The 21,792-nt window shown below is 62.2% G+C and carries 21 protein-coding genes; 13 read left to right on the plus strand and 8 right to left on the minus strand.

Translation table 11 applies throughout. The features are described from left to right. The first annotated feature begins 4 nt into the window (after positions 1–4). Both CDA63_RS13610 and CDA63_RS13615 read left to right on the plus strand, forming a co-directional pair. A complete protein-coding gene (locus CDA63_RS13610; RefSeq protein ID WP_088465008.1) occupies positions 5–340 on the plus strand; it encodes a YbaB/EbfC family nucleoid-associated protein in 336 nt (111 codons plus the stop codon). Next, entirely contained in the window at positions 330–1,397 is a 1,068-nt protein-coding gene (locus CDA63_RS13615; protein ID WP_088465009.1) for a glycosyltransferase family 2 protein, read from the plus strand. The genes CDA63_RS13610 and CDA63_RS13615 overlap by 11 nt, the downstream gene beginning before the upstream one ends. A gap of 115 nt (positions 1,398–1,512) precedes the next feature. Here the strand turns inward: CDA63_RS13615 and CDA63_RS13620 are convergent, their stop codons facing one another. Next, positions 1,513–1,731: a PspC domain-containing protein gene (locus tag CDA63_RS13620; protein ID WP_088465010.1), complete on the minus strand. Its 219-nt coding sequence runs from the start codon at positions 1,729–1,731 to the stop codon at positions 1,513–1,515. Between the two features lie 170 nt (positions 1,732–1,901). Between CDA63_RS13620 and CDA63_RS13625 the strand changes: the two genes are divergently transcribed. From CDA63_RS13625 to CDA63_RS13645, 4 genes are all read left to right on the plus strand, one after another. Further along, positions 1,902–2,468 (plus strand): hypothetical protein, encoded by a 567-nt coding sequence (locus tag CDA63_RS13625; protein WP_088465011.1) that lies wholly within the window; start codon positions 1,902–1,904, stop codon positions 2,466–2,468. Next, positions 2,380–3,711: a tetratricopeptide repeat protein gene (locus tag CDA63_RS13630; RefSeq protein ID WP_088465012.1), complete on the plus strand. Its 1,332-nt coding sequence runs from the start codon at positions 2,380–2,382 to the stop codon at positions 3,709–3,711. Before CDA63_RS13625 ends, CDA63_RS13630 begins: the two co-directional genes overlap by 89 nt. 425 nt (positions 3,712–4,136) lie before the next feature. Next, complete coding sequence (locus CDA63_RS13640; RefSeq protein ID WP_088465014.1) at positions 4,137–4,565, plus strand: hypothetical protein; 429 nt, start codon at positions 4,137–4,139, stop codon at positions 4,563–4,565. A gap of 94 nt (positions 4,566–4,659) precedes the next feature. Further along, on the plus strand, positions 4,660–5,643 hold the full coding sequence (locus tag CDA63_RS13645) for a pyruvate dehydrogenase complex E1 component subunit beta (protein ID WP_088465015.1): 984 nt from the start codon (positions 4,660–4,662) through the stop codon (positions 5,641–5,643). 164 nt (positions 5,644–5,807) lie between these two features. Here CDA63_RS13645 and CDA63_RS13650 read toward each other — a convergent pair whose 3' ends face one another. After that, positions 5,808–6,485, minus strand: a complete 678-nt coding sequence (locus CDA63_RS13650) for a nitroreductase family protein (RefSeq protein ID WP_088465016.1) — start codon at positions 6,483–6,485, stop codon at positions 5,808–5,810. Positions 6,486–6,568: 83 nt separating this feature from the next. On the opposite strand from CDA63_RS13650, the gene CDA63_RS13655 reads away from it, so the two are divergent. After that, positions 6,569–7,126 (plus strand): DinB family protein, encoded by a 558-nt coding sequence (locus CDA63_RS13655; RefSeq protein ID WP_088465017.1) that lies wholly within the window; start codon positions 6,569–6,571, stop codon positions 7,124–7,126. 110 nt (positions 7,127–7,236) lie between these two features. Here the strand turns inward: CDA63_RS13655 and CDA63_RS13660 are convergent, their stop codons facing one another. Together CDA63_RS13660 and CDA63_RS13665 are read right to left on the minus strand one after the other, a co-directional pair. Continuing rightward, the gene (locus CDA63_RS13660) at positions 7,237–7,698 is read right to left on the minus strand and encodes an acyl-CoA thioesterase (protein ID WP_088465018.1); all 462 of its coding nucleotides are present in this window, start codon (positions 7,696–7,698) and stop codon (positions 7,237–7,239) included. Positions 7,699–7,731: 33 nt separating this feature from the next. After that, entirely contained in the window at positions 7,732–8,466 is a 735-nt protein-coding gene (locus CDA63_RS13665) for a class I SAM-dependent methyltransferase (protein ID WP_088465019.1), read from the minus strand. A 137-nt stretch (positions 8,467–8,603) separates the two neighbouring features. Between CDA63_RS13665 and CDA63_RS13670 the strand changes: the two genes are divergently transcribed. Together CDA63_RS13670 and CDA63_RS13675 are read left to right on the plus strand one after the other, a co-directional pair. Beyond that, positions 8,604–8,759, plus strand: coding sequence for a DUF2256 domain-containing protein (locus CDA63_RS13670; protein ID WP_088465020.1), 156 nt, complete (start codon positions 8,604–8,606; stop codon positions 8,757–8,759). A 69-nt stretch (positions 8,760–8,828) separates the two neighbouring features. Beyond that, the gene (locus CDA63_RS13675; protein WP_088465021.1) at positions 8,829–9,206 is read left to right on the plus strand and encodes a hypothetical protein; all 378 of its coding nucleotides are present in this window, start codon (positions 8,829–8,831) and stop codon (positions 9,204–9,206) included. 407 nt (positions 9,207–9,613) lie between these two features. Here CDA63_RS13675 and CDA63_RS13680 read toward each other — a convergent pair whose 3' ends face one another. Further along, the gene (locus tag CDA63_RS13680) at positions 9,614–11,506 is read right to left on the minus strand and encodes a CHRD domain-containing protein (RefSeq protein WP_088465022.1); all 1,893 of its coding nucleotides are present in this window, start codon (positions 11,504–11,506) and stop codon (positions 9,614–9,616) included. A 219-nt stretch (positions 11,507–11,725) separates the two neighbouring features. Between CDA63_RS13680 and CDA63_RS13685 the strand changes: the two genes are divergently transcribed. Beyond that, positions 11,726–12,202: a nucleoside deaminase gene (locus CDA63_RS13685; protein WP_088465023.1), complete on the plus strand. Its 477-nt coding sequence runs from the start codon at positions 11,726–11,728 to the stop codon at positions 12,200–12,202. A gap of 84 nt (positions 12,203–12,286) precedes the next feature. Continuing rightward, positions 12,287–14,710, plus strand: coding sequence for an AsmA family protein (locus tag CDA63_RS13690; protein ID WP_088465024.1), 2,424 nt, complete (start codon positions 12,287–12,289; stop codon positions 14,708–14,710). Positions 14,711–14,799: 89 nt separating this feature from the next. Here CDA63_RS13690 and CDA63_RS13695 read toward each other — a convergent pair whose 3' ends face one another. Further along, positions 14,800–15,756 carry a mechanosensitive ion channel family protein gene (locus CDA63_RS13695; RefSeq protein WP_088465025.1) on the minus strand — a complete coding sequence of 319 codons (957 nt, stop codon included), beginning with the start codon at positions 15,754–15,756 and terminating at the stop codon, positions 14,800–14,802. A 141-nt stretch (positions 15,757–15,897) separates the two neighbouring features. Between CDA63_RS13695 and CDA63_RS13700 the strand changes: the two genes are divergently transcribed. Together CDA63_RS13700 and CDA63_RS13705 are read left to right on the plus strand one after the other, a co-directional pair. After that, on the plus strand, positions 15,898–18,120 hold the full coding sequence (locus CDA63_RS13700; RefSeq protein WP_088465026.1) for a penicillin acylase family protein: 2,223 nt from the start codon (positions 15,898–15,900) through the stop codon (positions 18,118–18,120). A gap of 269 nt (positions 18,121–18,389) precedes the next feature. Beyond that, entirely contained in the window at positions 18,390–19,958 is a 1,569-nt protein-coding gene (locus CDA63_RS13705; protein WP_088465027.1) for a glycerol-3-phosphate dehydrogenase/oxidase, read from the plus strand. A 66-nt stretch (positions 19,959–20,024) separates the two neighbouring features. Here the strand turns inward: CDA63_RS13705 and CDA63_RS13710 are convergent, their stop codons facing one another. Next, positions 20,025–20,660 (minus strand): hypothetical protein, encoded by a 636-nt coding sequence (locus tag CDA63_RS13710; RefSeq protein ID WP_088465028.1) that lies wholly within the window; start codon positions 20,658–20,660, stop codon positions 20,025–20,027. A gap of 175 nt (positions 20,661–20,835) precedes the next feature. Then, entirely contained in the window at positions 20,836–21,705 is an 870-nt protein-coding gene (locus CDA63_RS13715) for a ChaN family lipoprotein (protein ID WP_088465029.1), read from the minus strand. Between the last annotated feature and the right edge of the window lie 87 nt (positions 21,706–21,792).

Consider the following 21,792-nt stretch of genomic DNA (forward strand, 5'->3'; position numbering starts at 1 on the left):
GCTTATGTTTGATATGGCCGGCATGATGGGCAAGATGAAGGATCTTCAGGATAAAATGAAGGTGGCCCAGGACCAACTCCAGTACATCACGGCCACGGCCGAATCGGGCGGCGGGCTCGTGAAAGCCACTGCCAATGGCCAGCGCCGCCTGCTCAAGCTCGAAATCGATGAGAGCCTGCTCCAGCCCCAAGACCGCGACATGCTGGCCGACTTAGTGGTAGCCGCCGTTAACAAGGTAATGGACGAGGCCGCTACCAAGGCTCAGGACGAGCTCAAAAAGACCACTTCCGGCCTTATTCCCAATATTCCCGGCTTCGACCTCGGCGGCTTTGGCCTCTGATACCAGCCCCAAAAGCTGCGCCGATGTAGCCGTAGTCATTCTCAACTGGAACGGCCTCGACTATCTGCGCCAGTTCCTGCCCGGGGTGCTGGCCCACTCGGCCGGGGCCACCGTGTTCGTGGCCGACAATGCCTCTACCGACGATTCAGTGGCCGTTTTGCGGGCCGAATTTCCGGCGGTGCGGGTGCTGGAAAACGGCGGCAACCTGGGTTTCTGCGAGGGGTACAACGTGGCGCTGGGCCGGCTCGGGCCCGAGTTCCGGTATTATGTGCTGCTGAATTCTGATGTGGAGGTAACGCCCGGCTGGCTCGCGCCCCAGCGGGCACTGCTGGAGGCCAACCCGCGCATCGCCGCCTGCCAGCCCAAAATCAGGCAGTATAGCCCCGACCCGGCCACGCGCCAACTGTTCGAATACGCCGGGGCCGGCGGGGGATACCTCGATTCGCTGGGCTACCCCTTCTGCCGCGGCCGCCTCTTCGATACGCTCGAAACCGACACCGGCCAGTACGATGATGCCCGGCCAGTGGCCTGGGCCACCGGGGCCTGCCTGCTGGTGCGGGCCGAAGCCTGGCACGCGCTGAGCGGGCTGGAATCGACTTTTTTTGCCCACATGGAGGAAATCGACTTCTGCTGGCGGCTCCAGAACGCTGGCTGGCAGGTGTGGTACCAGGGCGGAAGCACGGTGTTTCATATGGGCGGCGGCACGCTGCATAAATCCAACCCCCGCAAAACTTACCTCAATTTCCGCAACGGCCTGGCCTTGGTCTACCTCAACACTCACCCGGCCGAGTTACCCGCCGTGCTCATCGGCCGTATCGCCCTCGACGGCGTAGCGGCCCTGCGCCTGCTCGCCCAGGGCCAGTGGGCCGACTGCAAAGCCGTACTGCGGGCCCACTGGCATTTCTGGGGCCGCTTCGGGTACTGGCGGCAGCGGCGGCGCAAGTTCCCGCCCCGTTTGCGCCTGTCCGAGCGAGCCGGCACCTACGCCGGCAGCCTCGTGTGGGCTTATTTCGGGCAGGGGAAGCGGAAGTTTCCTGAACTGGATTTTGAGAAGTGAGAAGTGGAGCCGATTATTAAAGGTTAGGCTTAAGCACAAAAAAGCCCGTTTGCCACGGCAAACAGGCTCCCAAGAATTTCACTTCTCACTCCTAATCTCTCACTTCTAAAAAAAACTACAAATCCCAGACGGTGCTGCGCTGGCGGCGCAGGGCCTGGCGCACATTCATCCAGAAAGCCAAGGCGAAGTAGAGCACGATGGGCGAACCAAAGGTGAAGAACGACGCGTACACGAACGACAGCCGGACGCTGCTAGTTGAAAAACCTACCCGCTTGCCAATGGTGTCGCAAACGCCGAAGCTCTGTTTTTCGATAAAGTCAGTGAGTCGTTTCATAGCAGTGATTTTCTCTGGCAGTAATAGCGCGTTGTTCGGGTAATATACAATGATTGCGGCCCGGTATCAAGCACTTACGTGAGAAACCGCAAGCAAGATACGTCTATCGGCTACCTTTCGCCGTTTGTTTTTTGAATTTGAACGTCCCCGGAGGACTGATGCCTATGCGAATGTTGAGCTTGCGAGCGTGGCCGGTAATAGCCGGCGTACTACTAGCGGGTGGGCTGCCAGCCTGCTCGCCCTTACCCAAGGTACTCCGGCAGGCCCAGGCCGGCCAAACCATTACCGTGCAGCCCGCCGTGCTGGAAAGCAATGGCGAAAATGTGCGTTTTGAAGTAACGGCCCGGGTGCCCGCCGCCCACCTGCGCAAGGGCGCGGCCTACAACCTGGGCCTCAGCTACCGCTACCAGAACGGCCTGCGTGAGGACACCATAGGGCGGCTCACCTTCATTTCGGGTGAGTACGTTTACGATGAGGAGCAGAAAGATATGCTCGTTATCCGCCGGCAGTTCTCCTTCCCGTACTCGCCCCAAAAGAGCCCCGGCGAGCTGCTGGCCAACCCCGACGCCCGCCTGACCCGCCCCGGCGGCAAGCGCCTGAAGGGCCGCGAAGTGCTGCTGGCCCGCGGCATTGTAACCACCAGCCGCTGTGCTACGCCAGGATACGGCCCTGCTGCTGCTACCCGAAATCGTGAGCAACGACCGGAGCGGCACCCGGGTACTGCCGTTTTACTTTGATGCCGGCCAGGCCGAAGTCCGCAATTTCCTGGGCACGAACGTAGCTGCCCTCGAAGATTTCATTGAGGCCAACCAGCGCACCGATAAGGTGATGATTGTGGCCGGCCACTCGCCCGATTCGCTCGACCGCCACGACCCGCGCCTGGCCGACAAGCGCGTACGGGCCCTGCTTAACTACTACAAGAAGCGCGTCGATACCGATTCCTACCTCAACAAGGTCCGCGACATCGACTTCGAGACTGAAGCCTACCACCGCCGCTGGGACCTGTTCCTGAGTAAGGTGCAGCAGTCGGCCCTCAAGCCGGCCCAAATCGATTCGGTGGTGCTGCTCATCAACGACTCGCCCGGCACCTACGCCCAAAAGGAGCAGCGCCTGCACCAGCTCAGCTTCTACGACTACCTGGCCCAGTACATCTATCCGGTGATGCGCTTTGGCACGGTGGCCGTGCGCTACACCGCCCCCAAGCGCTACGACTCGGAGGTGTATCTGCTGTCGAAAAAGATTGTGGAGAAGCAGACCGAGGCCGACGCCCTCACGCCCGAGGAGCTGCGCTACTCGGCCTCGCTCACGCCGTTGCTGGCCGAGAAGCAGCGCATTTACGAAACCGCTGTGGCCAACACCGGGGCCTGGCAGGCCTACTACAACCTAGGCGCGGTGCTGCTCATGCGCTCCGAGAAAGAAACCAACCCCAAAGTTATCCGGGCCTACCAGCGCCGGGCGGCGGTCAACTTCACGCTGGCCGCCCACCGCAACCCCACGGCAGAGCTGTTCTACCGGGTGGCCAACGCCTACCACCAAGCCCACGACCACCTCGAAGCGCTCCAGAACTACGATTACGCCATCAAGCTGGGGGGTACGCCGGCCATGCTGAGCAAGGTTTTCGCCGATAAAGCCGCCCTCGAAATCGAAATCGGCCAGCCCGATGAGGCCCTGCGCAGCTTGGGCTACAGCAACCCGCGCAGCTACCAGAACATCATGAACCGGGCGCTCATTTACCTGCTGAAGGGCAACTACCCCGGCGCGGCGGGCATCTACGAGGAAGCGTTGGCCCAACGCCCCCAAGACCCGCTGGTGCATTACTGCCTGGCCATCGTGGCCGCGCGCCAGCACAACGAACCCGCCGCCGCTCTGCACCTGCGCCACGCCGTCGAGCTTGACCGCACCTACGCCAATCGCGCCGTCGAGGACCTGGAATTCCGCGACTTCGCCCAGGGCAAGCCATTTTTGGAAGCGCTGCGGTAGCCGGTGAGGTGACGAATTCGATGTTCAGCAGCCCGGGATATTTCATGCAGCATTTCCGATACGCTTTTCTAGCAGCCCCGCTCCTGAGCGGGTGCCTATCACACCGGGTACTATCGACCGAACCTGATGCGGCTCTCATGTTGAAGGTTGAGAATCGGCTGGTACTTTCTTCGCTGAATTCGGCCCAGCAGACCGCTATTTACAAGACCGTGCGTAGGGGAGACACGCTGCTCATTACGTACCGCCGAGGCCTTTTTGTACGGACCAATGCTAACACCGTCCTGCTGTCTGATGATGTTCGGTTCGTAAAGTGTGCTGGTCAGCTGTTCAGTGTGAAGCGGGCGACGGATGGGGTTATACTGGAGCGACGTTAGGGCGAAGCGCCGTTTCGGCATAATCATGCTCGCCAAACGACTAACACTGCCATGGAACTGACAAACTTTAGAATTGGCGGCCAGTACATTGACTTGGAATGGGGCACCGATGGTTACGCTGACCTGCACAACGACTTCGACTTCACCAACCTGCAGTACGCCCCTGCTAATGCCCGGCTGCTTTTGGAGTGGACGAAGTCATCGGGTAAGTGGGCCAACAAGGTTCCTTATCAGAGTTTACGCTTGGTATTCGAGGGCGTATATTTTTTCAAAGTCAAAGCGCGCGACCCTGAATACCCGCTTTCAGAGGACAAAACGCTTGCGCAAATCAGCCGCAACCCTCCGGAAGCTTGCGATGAATTTCAGAGTATGTATTTCAACGAAGACGCTCAGTCTCATTATGACCTCACGATTGGGTTTCAAAGTGAGTGGGGCATCAAGGCAAATGCGGCTACCGTGCGCTTGGAACTTGAATCCTGAACGGGTTTGCCCAACCGGCCGGCTCGTTGTAGCTTTACGCGCCGGCTTTGCGCCGGCTTTTTCCTGAACCGAACCTTTCGATTTTCTACCGATTATGCGGACCATCCAATTCCGGGAAGCCCTGCGTGAAGCCATGAATGAGGAAATGCGCCGCGATGAGCGCGTGTTCCTCATGGGTGAAGAAGTGGCCGAGTACAACGGCGCCTACAAAGTAAGCCAGGGCATGCTCGACGAATTCGGGCCGGAGCGCGTGATTGATACGCCGATTGCCGAGCTGGGCTTTGCCGGCATCGGGGTGGGCGCAGCTATCAACGGCCTGCTGCCAATCATCGAGTTCATGACCTTCAACTTCTCGTTGGTAGCCATCGACCAGGTGATTAACTCGGCCGCCAAAATCTACTCTATGTCGGGCGGGCAGTATTCCTGCCCCATCGTGTTTCGCGGCCCCACCGGCAACGCCGGCATGCTGTCGAGCCAGCACTCCCAGAACTTCGAGAACTGGTTTGCCAACTGCCCCGGCCTCAAAGTAGTGGTGCCCTCGACGCCCTACGATGCCAAAGGCCTGCTGAAAAGCGCCATCCGCGACCCCGACCCGGTGATTTTCATGGAGTCGGAGCTGATGTACGGCGACAAGGGCGAAGTGCCCGAGGAGGAGTACCTCATCCCGATTGGCAAAGCCAACGTGGTGCGCGAAGGTGACGCGGTGACCCTCGTGAGCTTCGGTAAAATGATGAAAGTGGCCCTCGAAGCTGCCGATGAGCTGGCCAAGGACGGCATCAAGGCCGAGGTAATCGACCTGCGCTCGGTGCGCCCCATCGACTACGACACCCTGATTGAGTCGGTAAAGAAAACCAACCGCATGGTGGTGGTAGAAGAAGCCTGGCCCCTGGCCAGCATCAGCTCGGAGTTGGCCTACATGGTGCAGCGTCGCGCCTTCGACTACCTCGACGCCCCCGTGCTCCGCATCACCTGCATGGACGTGCCCCTGCCCTACGCCCCTACCCTCATCGAAGCCTCGCTGCCCAACGTGGCGCGCACGGTGAAAGCAGTGAAGGAAGTGCTCTACGTGAAGGGTTAATCCTGGATGATGCAGATAAATTTGATTGCGCAGATGCTTTAAGGTCCGTGCAGCCAACAAAAAAGCCCGCTCGAAGCGGGCTTTTTTGTTGGCGTTAATGTAGTGTTGTTGAGCGATTCGCAGCTCGAATCTGCGTTATCCATTTTATCTGCAACATCTATGATTTAGTACCACGCGCTGATATCAGCCAACGGCTTGCGCTCGATATCGGGCACCTGGGCGTCGGGGGCGGGGTAGCCGACGGGGATGAGCAGAAAGGGCCGCTCGTTTTTGGGGCGGTCGAGGAGCTTGGTAAGGAAATTCATGGGGCTGGGTGTGTGGGTGAGAGCCACGAGGCCAGCCTCGTGGATGGCGGCCAGCAGCAACCCCGCCGCCAGGCCCACCGACTCGTTCACGTAGTAGTTGTTGCGCGGGCTGCCGTCGGGGCGGGGCTCATAAATGCGGCGAAAAACGATGATAAGCCAGGGTACGGTTTCGAGGAAGGGCTTCTGCCAGTCGGTACCGAGGGGCGCCAGATCTTCGAGCCACTCGGGAGGCATGCGGTGGCCATAGCTTTCCTTCTCTTCCTGTTCGGCGGCCACCCGAATCTGGCGCTTGAGGTCGGGGTTCTGCACGACGCAGAACGTCCAGGGCTGCTTGTGGGCGCCGCTGGGCGCGGTGCCGGCCGCCAGAATCAGGTGCTCGATAACGGCCCGCGGCACGTGCCGATTGGAGAAGTCGCGCACCGAGCGGCGCTGCGCCAGATGCTGGTAGAAGGCCTCGCTACGGCGTAGCAGTTCAGCTTCGGACACTTCCGGGCGCTGGTAGGCGCGGAACGGGTAAACGGGCGTTTCGGCAGACATAGAAGTAACGTAAACGGGAGCGTGGCGGCATATTTTGCGTACCTTTTCCCAAAGCTACCACCTTCTTCCCAGCTCCCCTCCCCATGAATAACCGCCTGCACCTTCGCCTCGAACACCTCGAACGCGCCACCACTCACCTGCTCGCCAGCGTGGAGGCACTCGGCGAACGGGCCACCCAATCGCCGGGGCCCGGGCAGTGGTCGGCCGCCCAGGTGGTGCAGCACTTGCTGGTCTCGGAAACGGGCATCGGGCAGTACATGGAAAAGAAGCTGCACGAAGCCGAAAAGCTCCAACATTCGGGCTTCAAGGCCTTCCTGAAGTCGCGGCTACTGCGGCTGGCGCTGCGGCTGCCCTTCACCCGCTTCAAAGTACCCAAGTACCTCGAACAGCTTACGCCAACAGAATTACCGCCATTGCCCGAGCTAAAGGCCCAGTGGGAGGCTACCCGACGCCACCTCGAACACCTGCTCAACGAATATCCGGGCAACCTGCTAAGCCGGGCCATCTTCAAGCACCCCCGCTCCGGCATGCTCACCATCCATCAAACCCTCGATTTCATGCTCGACCACGTGCTGCACCACCAGAAACAGGTAGAGCGAATTGCGGCGAAGGTAGGAGCCGAAAGCAAGCAGGAAAAGTAGCCCCTGCATCGCCCCAGTTACCATCCCAATCAAAAAGGGCCTATCCGCAACTGCCCCCACGGTGGAGTAGCTGCAGGATGAACCCTTTCTTGGTTGGGATGACGGTGGTTTTACCCCTGCTCGGCTTTTACCTTCACGACCAACTCCTGGTACGACTCGTGGTGCGGCAGTTGGCCCATAAGGTCCATAATTTCGGATGGTGGGGTAGTGAGCTTGCGGGTGCGCAAATCGAGCCAGGCCCCCTCCACGCTAACGGTGGCCGCCACCCGGCCATCGGGCTTGTAGAGCGTGTGCACGATGTTCCAACGGGCCCCATCGGGGCTCAGGCCCGCCAGCTCGCCCGTCACGCGCACGATTTCGTTGATGTGAAACTCCTTCAGGAAGCGGGTATCCTCGCGGAAAAGAATGGGCCCCAGGCCGGCTTTGGCAAAGTAGCCCAACGTGAAGCCGCCGGCAGCCAGCAACTCGATGCGGTGCTGGGCGGCGTAATCGGTGTAGGCCGAATGGCGCATGTGGCCGTTGGGGTCCATATCGGCCCAGCGGGCCGTGTAGGTTCTCTCGAAAGCAGACATAAAATGGTGTTTTGTTAGCTGTTAGCTGACAGCCTAAATCAACGTAAGACGAACGAGATACTGCTGCTGGTCGTCCTCTTCCAGAAATTCGACCTCGTAACCGGCCGTCATGGCGGCGTCCTGCAGTAGGCTGGGGTCGGCGAAAATCCAGGGAAATTCGGGCCCTTGCAACTGGGCGTACTGCATGGTATAAGTGACCTCGCCGTAGTAAGGCCCGTTGAGGTTGAAAACCAGCGCGCCGTCTTCGTCCTCATAGAGGTAACTGATGTCGGAAGACGTGGCCAGAATCTGGCCGCCGGGGTTGAGCAGGCCTTTGGCATGGTGCAGGAACCGCTCCAGCCCGCCGAGCGTCCCCGTCAGGCCGATGCCGTTCATGAGCATGAGCAGCGTATCGAACCGCTCGCCCTGGGCCAGCGCGGGGTCGAACAGGTCGTGGCAGGCTACTTCGCGCACGCCGCGCTGCTGCATTACCTGCACCGCGCCCGGCGAAATATCCATGGCCTTTACCGAAAAACCGCGCTGCTGCAGTTCCAAGGCGTGGCAGCCGGCCCCGGCCCCCAGGTCGAGGACGCGGCCCCGGCACTCGTCCAGGGCAGTGCGCTCCATGTCGGGCATCTCCCAGAGCGAACGAAAAAAGTAGGCGGCCGGCAGCTCTTCCTCATCGGTAACAGAGCTGTGCACGGCCAGTATGGCACTCAGCTGGCCCTGTTCGTAGGCCAGCAGGGCTTGCCCCAGTGGGTCGGGGGCGGCGGTATCGGGGGTTGACATGGAGCAAAGATACGCCTTACTCAAAGCCAACGAAGAAAAGCCGTGGCGTCCTGTTCCCGAGCGGGCCGCGCAAGTTACCTTTCGACCCAGCCCCCGGCTTTTGCGTTGAACCGTTTTCACCCTTCATATCTCCTGCTTTGACTTACAAAAAGGGCCAGCTGCCCACCAAAATCTGCCTGACCTGCGGGCGGCCCTTCGAGTACCGCAAGAAGTGGCGCAACAGCTGGGACGAGGTAAAGTATTGCGGCGAAAAATGCCAGCGCAACCGCCCCCCGGCACCGTCCAAAACGTAACCTGTGCATCCTTCGGGGGGTATCCTGCGTTCTGACAGGCTCCTTCCTTACCTTTTTCGCTTTCATTTTATGGCCAGCAACCTCGACTACCTCGCTCCCGAACTCAAACCACTCGAAGAAAAAGTGCAGGCCTACCTGGAGTCCGAAAAAGACATGGCCCAGGCCGAAATAGCCGCTACGACCCTCACGCAGGGCCCGCCCGACCCTGCGGCGCCCATGCTTGAGCAACGCCCGGCACCCGGCAGCTTCCCCGAACCCCTCGACGAGGCCGCCAATAAGCTGCAGAACCTGCGCGACGACCTGGCCGCTCAGCGCCAGGAAATCATTGCGATGCTCCCTGTACTCGATGAGTGGGTGAAAATAAACCTCGGCTACGGCCCGAGCCGGGTAGGCGCGTTCCGCGAAGCTGCTCCCGGCACCGGCTACGAGCTACGGGTAGTCATTTAAGGAACCTACCTGCGGCTACAGGCCCAATAAAGCGAGCGTATCGTGAGGCAGCAAGGCCGCTTCATGATACGCTCCGCTTTATTGGGCCTGTATATCATTCGGTGGAAGTGCGCAACGACCACGCGTAAACAACTGATTTGCTGTAAAATAAAAAAGACTCCGACAATGCCGGAGCCCTTTTCCACAACCAAAACACCTAAAAAACTATTCTTTCAAAATCGATTAAAACAACTATCGGGCCAAAGCCTGAATAAACGTTATTCACAGATTTCGACGGAACGGTTCTAAGTGTCTACACGAATAAGAGGCGGCCGGACCTAGGGAAGGTTGCAGACCCGCCACACATTATTTTGGCAGCCGGCCGGGTAGCGAGCCTACCTCCTTTCCCTCAGCCGCTTACGAGCTACCTATTCCTTGGTCAGGCGGCTTACGATGCGGGAGCCGTTCACTTCAAGCAGTAACAGATACACGCCCGGAGCGCCCGGGATGCGGACTTCGGCGGTGTTGGCACCGGGGCGCACGGTTAGGGGGCGTGTGAGTACCTGGCGGCCCAGCACGTCGGTTACGCGCAACGTGCCGGTACCGGCCGTGCGAGCATCGAAGCGGACGGCCAGCGTTTCGCGGAAGGGGTTTGGCGTGGCGGCGAAGGTTTCGGCGACCAGGGCGGCGGGCTGAGCGGCCAGCAGCACGCTCAAACTCTTGGCACCGCGCAGTACCTGGCCCCGGATTTCGCCGCCGGGGTTGGCAGCCGTGTGCAGGTTCACGTACATGCTGTCGCGACGGAATTGCAGGGCGCGGCGGGCCGTGAAGGGGTTGGTGGCGTTGGGCGCATCGTTGGTGGGGTTCCAATAAGCATCGGCCCCGCTGGGCGGGGTGGTGGCGTTAAAGAACGGCATCAGGTTGAACACTACCGGACCGCTCTGGCTGCTCAGGCCCGTGTGGAAGTGGCCCATAGTGGCCGGACCCGAGAGCCCGCCCCAGGTCATGTTCAGGTGCACGTTCGACTGGTCGCGGTCCATCGACACATAGCCCGCGCCGTAGCCAGTGCTGGCGACCGGGTTGGGCCGCTCCTGCTTGCCACTGAGCACGAAGGTGTAACCCTCGCGGGCCAGCCGGTATACCTGCCCCCGGACTTCGCCGTTGGGGTTGGCGGCCGTCGTGAGGACCATATTCACCCCACCGCGCAGGAACAGATTCACTAGCGGCAAGCTCAGTCCGGAGGCCCGGGTAAATAGCACACTGAAAGCGGCCGGAGCACCCACCAAATTTACGCCGGCAATCTGTAGGTTGGCACTATTAGGCTGTCCGGCATCGGCCGCAAATAGCTGAAGCGAAGTGGGCGCACCGCTCAGCCCAGTGTGGGTCACGAAAATTCTCAGGGAATCGAGCGTTGTATTCAATTCGAGAAAAGAAACGCCTTTGCCCGTGGAAGCGGTAGCGGGAACCATCTGCGAGGCATCCAGCCGGGCATCGTGGCTGAGGTAGCGGGCTTCACGGTCGAGCTGGCTGCGGATTTCCCCGTTGGGGTTGGCAGCGGTGTGCACGTTGATGTAGATCTGGCCGGCAGCCAGCGCCGTGAGGAAGGCGGCGGAAGGTGTGATTTCGCCCTCAATTACGTTGCCATTCAGGAAGGGCATCAGGTCGACGATAACCGGCCCGGTAGCACCGAAGGCTCCGGTGTGGAAGTGCGTGACGGTTACCGGACCACTCAGGCCCGAGAATACCACCCGAAACTTCAGCTTATTCTGCTGCTGGGCTAAGTTGAAGGTGCCCAGCCCGATGGCGTTAGTCGTGACGGCCGGTACTTGCTGGTCGCCGGTGAGCACGCCAACGTACTCCTCATCTTTTTCGAGCTTGATCTGGCCGCGAATTTCGCCGCCAGGATTAAGGGCGGTGTGGATGTTGATATAGTAAGCCCCTCGCAAGTACCGGTCGAGCTTGTCCGGCGAGATGTCGGCCCCGGTCAGGAAGCCATTGATCTGGTTGCCCCTGATCATCGAGAACAGGTTCGTGACGACCGGTCCGGCGACGCCCTCGAAGCCGTTATGCACGTGAGCCATCGTGATGGCACCGCTCAGGCCGGTAAACGAGCCGGCGATGAAGAGCGTGTCTTTGCCTGCGTTGAGCGTGAAGCTGGCCGTGCCCCGGGCACTGGTGGCTACGGCGGGTACTTCCTGGGCGCCGCTTAGCTGGGCCCCGAGCAGCAGGTGGGACCGGAGGTGGTCGGCCTGGGCCCCGAAAGGCCGCAGCAGCAGACTCAGCAATAGGCTGAGCGTAGCGTAAGTAAAGGTTCGTAACATGAGAAACTGGGTAAGAGTGAGAAGTGAATTGGTAGTAATGAACCGGTTTGTGGGATTCAGGTTACCAGCTGTTTAGCGTAGTACAACCTTATTTTAATAGCGCCCCCCTCCTACCCCAGTGGGCGAAGCCGTATTTTGCGCCCTGTTCCGGGTTTTTGCAGGCTGCCGGAAGGCCAAAATTTTCTTATTTTCTTCTACGATTTCTTTTACGCTTACCCCATGGAAGCTCCCAACCCCGATTTCATGCGCGAAGCCATTCGCCTGTCCATTGAAAAAATGCAGGCTGGCCACGGTGGTCCGTTTGGGGCCGTGGTGGTGAAGGATGGCCAGATCATCGCCCGCGGCTTCAACCAGGTTACCAGCACCCACGACCCCACCTGCCACGCCGAGGTCGATGCCATCCGCAAGGCCTGCGCCGTGCTGGGCACCTTCCAGCTCACCGACTGCGACCTGTACACCAGTTGCGAGCCCTGCCCCATGTGCCTGGGCGCCATTTACTGGGCCCGGCCCCGGCGCGTGTTCTACGGCAACACCAAGCAGGATGCGGCCGCCATCGGCTTCGACGACCAGTTCATTTATGAGGAGTTGGCCAAGCCCCTCGACCAGCGCCAGCTGCCCCTGCGCGAGTTGCTGCGCGTTGAGGCCCAGGCCGGCTTCCGGGCTTGGCAGGAGCACGAAAGCCGGGTCGATTACTAACTTCGGGGCGCGGCGAGCGGCAGCGCCGGCCGTGGCTTTCGCGTAAGCAGTTCTACCCGTGCCTACTGGTTTTCCCCGCCGCCCATGAAATTCTCCACCCTCCTCAAGCTCCTGGCCGGCTGCGTGCTGGGCGTGTTGCTGGTGGTAGGTGCGGGTTTGTGGGTAGCGGGCTCGGAGTGGGGCCGGCAGCAGCTCGAAAAACGGCTGCGGGCGCGGCTATCCGAACGCTCCGACCTGGTGCTGGGGCCGCTGCAAATCGATTTCTCGCTCTGGCACGATTTCCCCCACCTAACGGCTTCCGTGCAGCACGTGCAGCTCACCGATACCTCGTTTGGGCGCTCGGTGCAGGTGCTGCGCGTGGGCCGGGCCGATTTGCGGCTGGCCCTGCGTCCGCTCTGGCACGGCCTGCTTGAAATCGAGCGCCTGACCCTGCGCGATGCCGAGTTCCGCCAGCTCACCGACTCGGCGGGCCACGACTGGGGCCTGCGCGGCCGCGGCCCCCGGCTGGCCCGGCCCAAATCGCCGCCCGATTTCGACCTCGACTCGCTGCTGATTTACAACCTGCGAGTATCGGACCGGAATGAGCTGCACAACAGCGGCTTCGCGGCCCACGTAACGCGGGGCGGGCTGGTGGTGCGCGTGCGCGACGGGCAGGCCCAGGTGCGCGGGCTCCTGACGGGCGAGCTGGAATACCTGCGCAGCAGCCGCAGCCTGATTTTCGCCCGCAAAGTTATGGTGGCGCGGGTGCGCTACGGCTACGACTTTCAGCGGCGGCAGGGCACGTTCCGGCGCACACTGGCCACGCTCAACGGCGATACGGTACGCGTGAGCGGCACCCACCGCGGGGCGGGGCTCCGCGAACCCCGCGGCACCCACCTCAACCTGCGCTTCGCTGGCAACCAGCCCCTGCTCGAAGTGCTGCGGGTGGCCCTGCCGGCCGGCCTCGACCGTTACCTGGAAGGCGCCCAAAGTCCCAGCCACGCCCAGATCGAATACACCATCCGGGGGCTGAGCGGGCCCACGGTGCGGCCGCGCACAGTGCTGCGCTTCGCCCTGCGTGATGCCCAGGTCCGGTGGCCCGATTCGGACTACCGCATCCGCCGCTGGGATGCCCGCGGGGCGTTCGACAACGGCCCGGCCCACGCCTCGCGCACTACGTACCTCACCTTCGAGCAGTGCCGCCTCTACTCCACTGCCGGCCAGCTCGACGCCCGCCTGACGGTCCGTGACTTTACCCGGCCCCGGCTGCAGGGCCATATTACGGGCCGCACTGAGCTGCAAACCGTGGCCATTGTGGTAGTGCCCGAACTGTGGCGGGCCCGCAGCGGCCAGGTAGCCCTCGACTTGGAGCTTGATGGCTGGCTGCCCGATTTCAGCCGCCGGGCAGCGCAGGCCCGTGGCCCGGCGGCGGGCCGGCCAATGCGGTTGCCGGTGGCCGTGCGGGGCACGGTGCGCTTGGAGCATGCCTTTTTCGACATCCCCAGCCGCCAAGCCGAAATGCGCGACCTGAACGTGCGGGTGGGGCTACGCGACAGCCTATGGCGGCTCGAAAACCTGAGCGGCCGCCTCAATGGCATGCAGCTGCAAGCCAATGCCACCACCACCAACCTGCTGGCCTACGCCAGCGGGCAGCACCCCAGCACCCGCATCAGCGGCGAGTTTGCGGTTGATGAGCTGCGGCTATCCGAGTTGCGCCGCCTGCTGGCCGCACCGCGCCGCACCGGCACGCACCCTGACCGGGGCCGGCCGCGCCCACCAGCTCGCGAGGGCCCAATGCAGGTGGCCGATATGATGAACCTGCTACCTGAAGGCCTGCTGCTCAATGTAGGGCTACGCTGCAGCCGGCTGGTGGTGGGCGCCGATACGCTCCGCGACCTGGCCGCCACCGTGCAGAACGATGGCCACCGGGTGGCGCTGAAAAACCTGCGGGTACGGGCCTGGAGCGGGCAGATAAGCGGGGCGGCCTCCTGGCGTACCGATACTACGGCCCTGCCGCCGGTACAACTGCGGCTGAAAGCCCACTTCCCCGCTCTCGACTACCAGCAACTCCTGGCCCGGATTACGCGCCCCCCCCGCCGCCAGCCGGGCCAGCGGGCCACCGACCCCACCCTGCGCGAAATCCTGCTCGACGCCGACGGCCAGATCGACGCCACCATCGAGCGGTTGCAGCTGCCCGGCCACAGTGGCTTGGAGCAGGTAGCACTGCGCATCGATAAAGATGGCTCCGACTTCCGGATTCCGGCTTTCACATTCCGCACCAATACGGGCGGAACCGGCCAGATCCAGGCCAGCGCAACGCTGGCCGGCATCCATCTGGCCAAGGCCCAGGCCACCGTGGAATTGCGCTACGGCACGCTCGATGTGCAGCGGTTTTTACAGCTGCTGGCCGCGCTGGGCACTTACCCGGCTCCCGACCCTAATCAACCCCGCCCACCCCGCGGCCCCAACCGTCGCCGCGACGTAGCCGCCCTGCCCGAAGTCCGCAGCAGCAGAATCAGGCCCACATAAACCATTACCCCAACCACAGCGATGCGGCCCAGGCTGGCCCAATTGGTAAAGAAAATTTGCTCCATAATTGGTTGAGTTAAAGTATCTGGTTAGCTCGGGCCTAGGCTAGGGCCCTGTTTGGCGGCCAGTTTAGCCAGCTTCTTGGGGTCTTCGGGCGGGTCGGCGAGGGTGCCGGGTTCGGCTATAGCCACTTGGATGGGCACAGCCGGCATTTTGGTGGGCAGGCGCAGCTCCAGAATATCGGGCGGCAGCGCGTAGCCACCGGCCATGAGCGCCACTTTTACCCGGTTCATCACCCGGCTGCGTAACTCTAGGGTGGCCCGGCGGTAATCGTCGGTGTCAGTCCAGAAAAATACTTTCAGGTTGACAGTGCTGGCGGCCAGTTCATCGACCACGGCGAAAGGCTCCCGCGCGGTCAGCACCTCGGGTTCTTTGCGCACCTGCTCCAGAATCAGGGCAATAGCAGCGGCCACATCGTCGTCATAGTCGACGCCTACTACAAAATCCTGGCGGATGAAGCCGTCGCGGGTGTAGTTGATGAGTGGTTCCTTGAGTACAATGGCGTTGGGAATAGAGATGTCGCGGCCGTCGAAGGTGCCCATTTCGGTGGTGCGCAGGTTGAGCTTGGTAATCTGGCCGAACATTTCCTGGATTTTCACCGTGTCGTTGACCCCAAAGGGCCGGTTGAAGGCCAGGATAATACCGGCCAGGAAGTTTTCGGCAATGTCCTTGAAGGCGAAGCCCACCACGAAGGCCGACAAGCCCGCCGCGCCCAGAATACCGCCCACCACGCCCGAAAACCCCAGAATGTTGAGTGCTATGACCAGCCCAGTGAGCACCAGCACCCAACGCCCCACCTGGGTAAGGAAGTCAGTCAGCAGCGGGTCGTCGGAGTGGGCGCTGAGCTTGGCCGCCAGCCAGGTTCGTAGCCGGCTAGCTCCTACCCACACGCCACCCATCACGAGGGCGGCGATGACTAGGCGGGGCAGCATGTAGAGAAATTGCTCCCAGTAGGTATGCAGCACGGTCGTAAAGTCTCCGAGCATATAGTAGAGTTTAGCGGAAAATCCTTGTTCTACGGCCGGTGGAAGTAGGGGTTCGCCTGGCGGCTAGTGCCCACAACGAAAGCCCACCGCCAGTTGCCAACCAATAAATGCGAATAAAAGTCGGCTTGCTTACCTTGCACTATGCGTTTTCTCCCTTCACTCTTCGCCCTGGCACTCGGGGCTGGCGCGGCCCAAGCCCAGGCGTTCCAACCCGCCGAGCTGGCCCGCTGGCAACGGCAGGCCCGGCAGGTCACCATCAGCCGCGACAACTGGGGCGTGCCCCACGTAAGCGGCAAAACCGACGCCGATGCCGTGTTCGGTCTGCTGTATGCCCAGTGCGAGGACGATTTCCCACGGGTGGAGGCCAACTACCTCGACGCGTTGGGCCGGCTGGCTGAAGCGGAGGGCGAAAGTGCGGTTTATCACGACCTGCGGGCCCGCCTGTTCATGGACAGTACCCAGGCCATTACGCTGTATAAGCAGAGCCCGCCCTGGATGCGGCAACTGCTCGACGCCTTCGCGGCCGGCACCAACTATTACCTCGCTACCCACCCCCAGACCAAGCCCCGAGTTTTGCGCCGCTTTCAGCCTTGGATGCCGCTGCTGTTCTCGGAGGGCAGCATCGGGGGCAACATCAGCGTGGTGCCACTGGAGCGCCTGAAGACGTTTTATAGCCGGCAGGTAGCCCCCGGCACCGGCTGGCAGCCGCCTCTGTTGGAAAAAGAAGACCTGGTGGACCGCGCCTCGCTGGGCTCCAACGGCTTCGCGGTGGCGCCGGCCAAAAGCGCCAGCGGCCACGCGCTGCTGCTCATCAACCCGCACACTTCGTTTTACTTCCGGCCCGAGGTGCAGATGACCAGCCAGGCTGGCCTGAACGCCTACGGGGCAGTTACGTGGGGGCAGTTTTTCATCTACCAGGGCTTCAATGAGCACTGCGGCTGGATGCACACCTCCAGCTACGCCGACTCGATGGACGAGTACCTCGAAACCGTGGAACCGCAGGCCAACGGGCAGTTCATGTACCGCTACGGCTCCGAGCGGCGGCCCGTGCAGCAGGTGCCCGTTAGTGTTGCCTACCGCGCCACTGACGGCACCATCAAGCGCCGGGAGTTCAAGACCTACCGCACCCACCACGGCCCGGTAGTGGGGCAGCAGGCCGACGGACAGTGGCTGACGGTACGCATGATGGATACGCCACTGGCGGCTTTGGAGCAGTCGTATCTGCGCACCAAAGCCACTGATTACGCCAGTTTCCGGGAGGTGATGAAGCTCAACGGCAACGCCTCCAACAACACCGTGTTTGCCGACAGCAAAGGCACGATTGCCTACTGGCACGGCAACTTCATGCCCCGCCGCGACCCGCAGTTCGACTGGAGCCAGCCGGTGGACGGGGCCAACCCAAAAACCGAGTGGCAGGGCCTGCACCCCGTCGAGGACATTGTGCAGGTGAAGAACCCGGCCAGCGGCTGGATTCAGAACTGCAACTCCACGCCCTACACGGTGGCCGGCCCCACCAGCAGCCCCTCCCCCGGCCGCTACCCCGCCTACATGGCTCCCGACGCCGAAAACTACCGCGGCCTGAACGCGGTGCGGGTGCTGGGCGGCAAGCCCGTCTTCACGCTCGACACGCTGATTGCCGCCGCCAAAAACCCGCATCTGACCGCCTTCGACGACCTGCTGCCCGCCCTGAGCGAGGCCTACCAGACCGTGGCCGACGGCACCGACCCGCCCCGGGGCGACATCCGGGAGGCCATGACTCTGCTGCGAGCCTGGGACCACAACTACGCCACCAGTTCGGTAGCCCAGACCCTGGCCACCTACTGGGCCGAGCGGCTACTGCGAATGGCCCGCCCCCGCGCCCAGCCCGGCCAGCCCCTCGACCAACTGGCCCTCATCCGGTTCGCCGTGAAAGCTACCACGGCCCCTGAACAGGTGAATGCCCTTCAGGAAACCCTCGATGAGCTGACCCAGCTGTTCGGCAACTGGCGGCAGCCCTGGGGCGACATCAACCGGTTCCAGCGCCTCACGGGCCGCATTGATGAGGTGTACGATGACAAGAAGCCAAGTCTGCCGGTGGCCTTCACCTCTTCGGCCTGGGGCTCGTTGGCCGCCTTCGGTTCCCGCGCCCGGACTGGCACCCACAAGCGCTACGGCGACGTAGGCAATAGCTTCATTGCCGTAGTCGAGTTCGGCCCCCGCGTGAAGGCCCGCTCGGTGCTGGCCGGCGGCGTCAGCGGCCACCCCGACTCGCCCCACTTCACCGACCAAGCCGGCCTGTACGTGGAGGAGAAGTTCAAGGACATACCCTTCTACCCCGAGGATATCCGCCGGCAGGCCAAGCGCACATACTCGCCGGGGGAATAGAGAACGAGGAACTCATGCTTCGTTCAACGGTGCGCCTCACCCCCCGACCCCCTCTCCGAAAAGGGAGAGGGGGAGCCAGTTGGCAATGTCATTGTTCTTGCTCAAGTAATCCTGCACCGTTTTTTCTGGCTCCCCCTCTCCTTTTTCGGAGAGGGGGCCGGGGTGAGGTGCACCGTTGAACGAAGCAGTAAAGCTGCTCTGGCAGCGCTCAGGATGACCGCTCTTTCTGCATCATAGCCACCTCACATTCCACCCACATCAAAAACCCCATGTCCTATTTCCACCGCCCTACCCTACTAGCCCGGCTCAGCAGCCAGCCCGAGTGGGATTTACTCGTTATCGGGGGCGGAGCGACGGGGCTGGGCGTGGCGCTTGATGGGCTGAGCCGGGGCTACCGCACGCTGCTATTGGAGCGCGACGATTTTGCCAAGGGCACCAGCAGCCGCAGCACCAAGCTCGTGCACGGGGGCGTGCGCTATCTGGCCCAGGGCGATGTGGGGCTAGTGCGCGAGGCCCTGCACGAGCGAGGACTGCTACTGCAAAACGCCCCGCATCTCGTCGAAAACCAGGACTTCGTCATTCCAAATTACAGTTGGTGGGGCGGCCCATTCTATACCATCGGCCTCAAACTCTACGATTGGCTGGCCGGCCGCCGCAGCTTCGGCGACTCGCGCCATCTGGGCCGCGCCGAAACACTGCGCCGCCTCGGCAACCTGTGCCGCACGGGTCTGCGCGGGGGCGTGCTTTACCACGATGGCCAGTTCGACGATGCCCGCCTGGCTGTGAACCTGGCCCAGACTATTCTGGAAGCCGGCGGCACGGCCCTCAACCACTGCGCCGTAACGGCCCTGCGCAAAGACGCCGCCGGCCGCTTGTGCGGTGCGGAAGCCATCGACCAAGAAACCGACAGCATCTACGAGTTACGGGCCAAAGTAGTGGTGAATGCCACCGGCGTGTTTGTCGATGAGGTGCTGCGCCTCGATGAGCCCGCCGCCCGCCCCTTAGTGCAGCCAAGCCAGGGTGTGCATCTGGTGGTGAGCCGCGATTTTCTGCCCGGCCCCGACGCGCTGATGATTCCGAAGACCGACGACGGCCGGGTGCTGTTCGCCGTGCCCTGGCAGGGCCGGGTACTGCTCGGCACCACCGATACTCCCCTGCCCGCCGCCAGCGCCGAACCCCGGGCCCAGGAGGCAGAAATCGACTTCATCCTGCGCACCGCCGGCCGCTACCTCACCCGTGCCCCTGGCCGGGCCGATGTGCTGAGCGTATTCGCCGGTCTGCGCCCCCTGGCGGCCCCCACCAAAGGCGCAACCAGCACCAAGGAAATTTCGCGCAGCCATAAAATCATCGTTTCCGAAAGCGGCCTGCTGACCATCACGGGCGGCAAATGGACCACTTACCGCCGCATGGCCGAAGACGCCGTAGACCGCGCCGTGGCGCTTGGCCTACTGCCTGCCGCCTCCAGCCGCACAGCCCGCCAGCTTATCCACGGAGCCCAGCCCACGCCCGACCACCAAGCACTCCTGGCCGCCTACGGCACCGACGCCCCGGCCCTGCGCCAGCTTATGGCCTCAGAACCTGATCTGGCCGAGAAGCTCGACCCATCGTTCGACTTCACGCGGGCCGAAGTAGTATGGGCTGCCCGCTCCGAGTTGGCTCGCACCGTGGAGGACGTACTGGCCCGCCGGGTTAGACTGTTGTTTCTGGATGCCCAAGCCGCCATCCGCGCCGCGCCGGTCGTGGCCGAACTGCTGGCCCGGGAGTTGGGCCACGATGCCGCTTGGCAGCAACGGCAGGTGGCAGCGTTCACGGAGTTGGCCCGGGGGTACTCGTTGTAGCTGAGCATGAGCGAGTAGCCCTAGTAAGCCATTGGCGCATCCAAGATGGTGCACCCAGCACGGCTGTTACAACTCGTGTGGGTAGCCGATTATTTCGGCTTCGGCGGCCAGCTGGGCCCAGTCAGACAGGTCGGTATTAAGGGCGTGGGCGGTGGCTTGGCTGAGGGGTTCGTACTGGTAGAAACGGGCCACGTCCTCGGTTTCGAGGGGTTCGCGCTCGGTTTCGTCGAGGTAGTATCCATTGGCCCAGTCGGCGTAGGTTTCGGGGTCCTGGTCGAAAATGGCCAGTAGGTCTTCCGAGCCGTCGTCGTCGTCCTGGTCTACCAGGCCGGTTTGCCAGCCGTGGGCGGGCGTGTACCACAGGCAGAAGGTGGTCCCGATGGACTGCACCGGCTCGCCGAAGATAAACTCATCGAAGGCGGCGGGCAGGCCCCGGGTTATGCTGGTTTTTTCGGGCTGGTCGTAGCCGGCCAGAAAGCCGTTGATGCAGCAGCCCTCGGGCCGGAACAGCACCAGCATCTGGTCGCCTTCGCCGTCGTTCATTTCCAGCAGTTGCTCGCCTTCGCTCCAGGCCGCGTTGTAGGTGTAGTAGCGGTACTCAGGATCGGGCGAGTTTATAGCGTCGAGCATGGCCAGGGCCTGAGCCAAGCGTTGCAGGTCGGCGGCGGCGGGTAGCCCGCTAGGGTCGTGGGTCGAAATCATGAAGGAGAGCAGTAATGCGGAGCGAAGACCCGCCCGCCAGCCACCAAGATAGAGCAGGAGTTTATAATGTTGCCCGATGCCGGGTCAAAGCCGCCAGAACTGAGGCCCAGTGCTCCGAAGTCGGACAGCCGGAATCCAATTAGCGCCGATAGCTTCAACCCGGGCAGGAGCCAACTCAATATGTCTTAGTCATGTCGGCTGGCACCACCAGCACGAAGTCGGCTTTTTGCTGATTTTCTTTGTTCAGTTTACCAAGCTGCTCCTGCAAAACGGTGCTGATGGTGAGCACCTTCAGGCGGGGGTTCTGCTGGCGCAGGTAGGCCAGAATACCGTCGTGGTTGTCGGAGTGGTAGCTGCCGTTGAGGTGGAGCAGCAGGTAGCCATCGGGGCGGGCCTGGTTCAGGAAAAAAGCCATGCCCGCATCCTTGAGAGCCTGGGCTTGGATGATGTTCTGTACCCCAGCGGCGTGGGCCGCGTCGCCTCCAAACATCTTCACCATGTTCTTGTATCCGGGCAGCTCGTAATCCACTTTCAGCGGCAGCGGAGGCAGCCAGGTTTTGGTGGTGGCATTGAGCGTGTCGAGGGCCGTAAGGTTGCCTTTGGCCACCAACGAGGCATAGCGCCGCGGCACGTTGGTGCCCACTACCCGGAATTTCTGCTGCCGCGCCAGGTGCAACAACGGGCGGTAGTCGGTGGCGTAGTTGGGCCAGGGGCGGCTGGCGGCTTCGAAGGCGTCATCAGTCAGCTCGCCAGTGGCAAATTGGTCCACTAGGGGCTGTACGTCGCGCTCGAACATCTCCAGGCCCAGCACCAGCTGGCCCTGTTTCAGGCGCAGTAAATCCTTGGTGAGCTGCAGTTCCAGCCAGTGGGCCAGCGGGTCGTTGTGCTGCTCACCGAAAAACACCACGTCGGCGGCGGCCAGTTTCTGCAGCATTGGCTCGTAGGCCACCGGCTGGCCAGCGGCCGTAAACAGGCGATAAGCGGGCCGGTCCTGGGCATACAGGGCGGGGCTCAAGAGCAGGAACAGGAAAAGTAGAACGCGCATACATCAAAGATACGTCTGCCACTGCGCCCGTTGCTGCGAAACCACCGCGTCCGCTGCGGGGCTGAAATCGTAGCAACGACTTAGCCC

Origin of the sequence: Hymenobacter amundsenii, assembly GCF_002204745.1 — a bacterium.
Taxonomy (GTDB): domain Bacteria; phylum Bacteroidota; class Bacteroidia; order Cytophagales; family Hymenobacteraceae; genus Hymenobacter; species Hymenobacter amundsenii.

Coding starts and splice junctions, on each gene's coding strand:
- CDA63_RS13620 (WP_088465010.1), bottom strand. CDS start 1,731: ATGAAACGACTCACTGACTTTATCGAAAAACAGAGCTTCGGCGTTTGC.
- CDA63_RS13690 (WP_088465024.1), top strand. CDS start 12,287: ATGAAATTCTCCACCCTCCTCAAGCTCCTGGCCGGCTGCGTGCTGGGC.
- CDA63_RS13610 (WP_088465008.1), top strand. CDS start 5: ATGTTTGATATGGCCGGCATGATGGGCAAGATGAAGGATCTTCAGGAT.
- CDA63_RS13715 (WP_088465029.1), bottom strand. CDS start 21,705: ATGCGCGTTCTACTTTTCCTGTTCCTGCTCTTGAGCCCCGCCCTGTAT.
- CDA63_RS13695 (WP_088465025.1), bottom strand. CDS start 15,756: ATGCTCGGAGACTTTACGACCGTGCTGCATACCTACTGGGAGCAATTT.
- CDA63_RS13660 (WP_088465018.1), bottom strand. CDS start 7,698: ATGTCTGCTTTCGAGAGAACCTACACGGCCCGCTGGGCCGATATGGAC.
- CDA63_RS13625 (WP_088465011.1), top strand. CDS start 1,902: ATGTTGAGCTTGCGAGCGTGGCCGGTAATAGCCGGCGTACTACTAGCG.
- CDA63_RS13680 (WP_088465022.1), bottom strand. CDS start 11,506: ATGTTACGAACCTTTACTTACGCTACGCTCAGCCTATTGCTGAGTCTG.
- CDA63_RS13650 (WP_088465016.1), bottom strand. CDS start 6,485: ATGTCTGCCGAAACGCCCGTTTACCCGTTCCGCGCCTACCAGCGCCCG.
- CDA63_RS13685 (WP_088465023.1), top strand. CDS start 11,726: ATGGAAGCTCCCAACCCCGATTTCATGCGCGAAGCCATTCGCCTGTCC.
- CDA63_RS13655 (WP_088465017.1), top strand. CDS start 6,569: ATGAATAACCGCCTGCACCTTCGCCTCGAACACCTCGAACGCGCCACC.
- CDA63_RS13640 (WP_088465014.1), top strand. CDS start 4,137: ATGGAACTGACAAACTTTAGAATTGGCGGCCAGTACATTGACTTGGAA.
- CDA63_RS13705 (WP_088465027.1), top strand. CDS start 18,390: ATGTCCTATTTCCACCGCCCTACCCTACTAGCCCGGCTCAGCAGCCAG.
- CDA63_RS13675 (WP_088465021.1), top strand. CDS start 8,829: ATGGCCAGCAACCTCGACTACCTCGCTCCCGAACTCAAACCACTCGAA.
- CDA63_RS13645 (WP_088465015.1), top strand. CDS start 4,660: ATGCGGACCATCCAATTCCGGGAAGCCCTGCGTGAAGCCATGAATGAG.
- CDA63_RS13710 (WP_088465028.1), bottom strand. CDS start 20,660: ATGATTTCGACCCACGACCCTAGCGGGCTACCCGCCGCCGCCGACCTG.
- CDA63_RS13665 (WP_088465019.1), bottom strand. CDS start 8,466: ATGTCAACCCCCGATACCGCCGCCCCCGACCCACTGGGGCAAGCCCTG.
- CDA63_RS13700 (WP_088465026.1), top strand. CDS start 15,898: ATGCGTTTTCTCCCTTCACTCTTCGCCCTGGCACTCGGGGCTGGCGCG.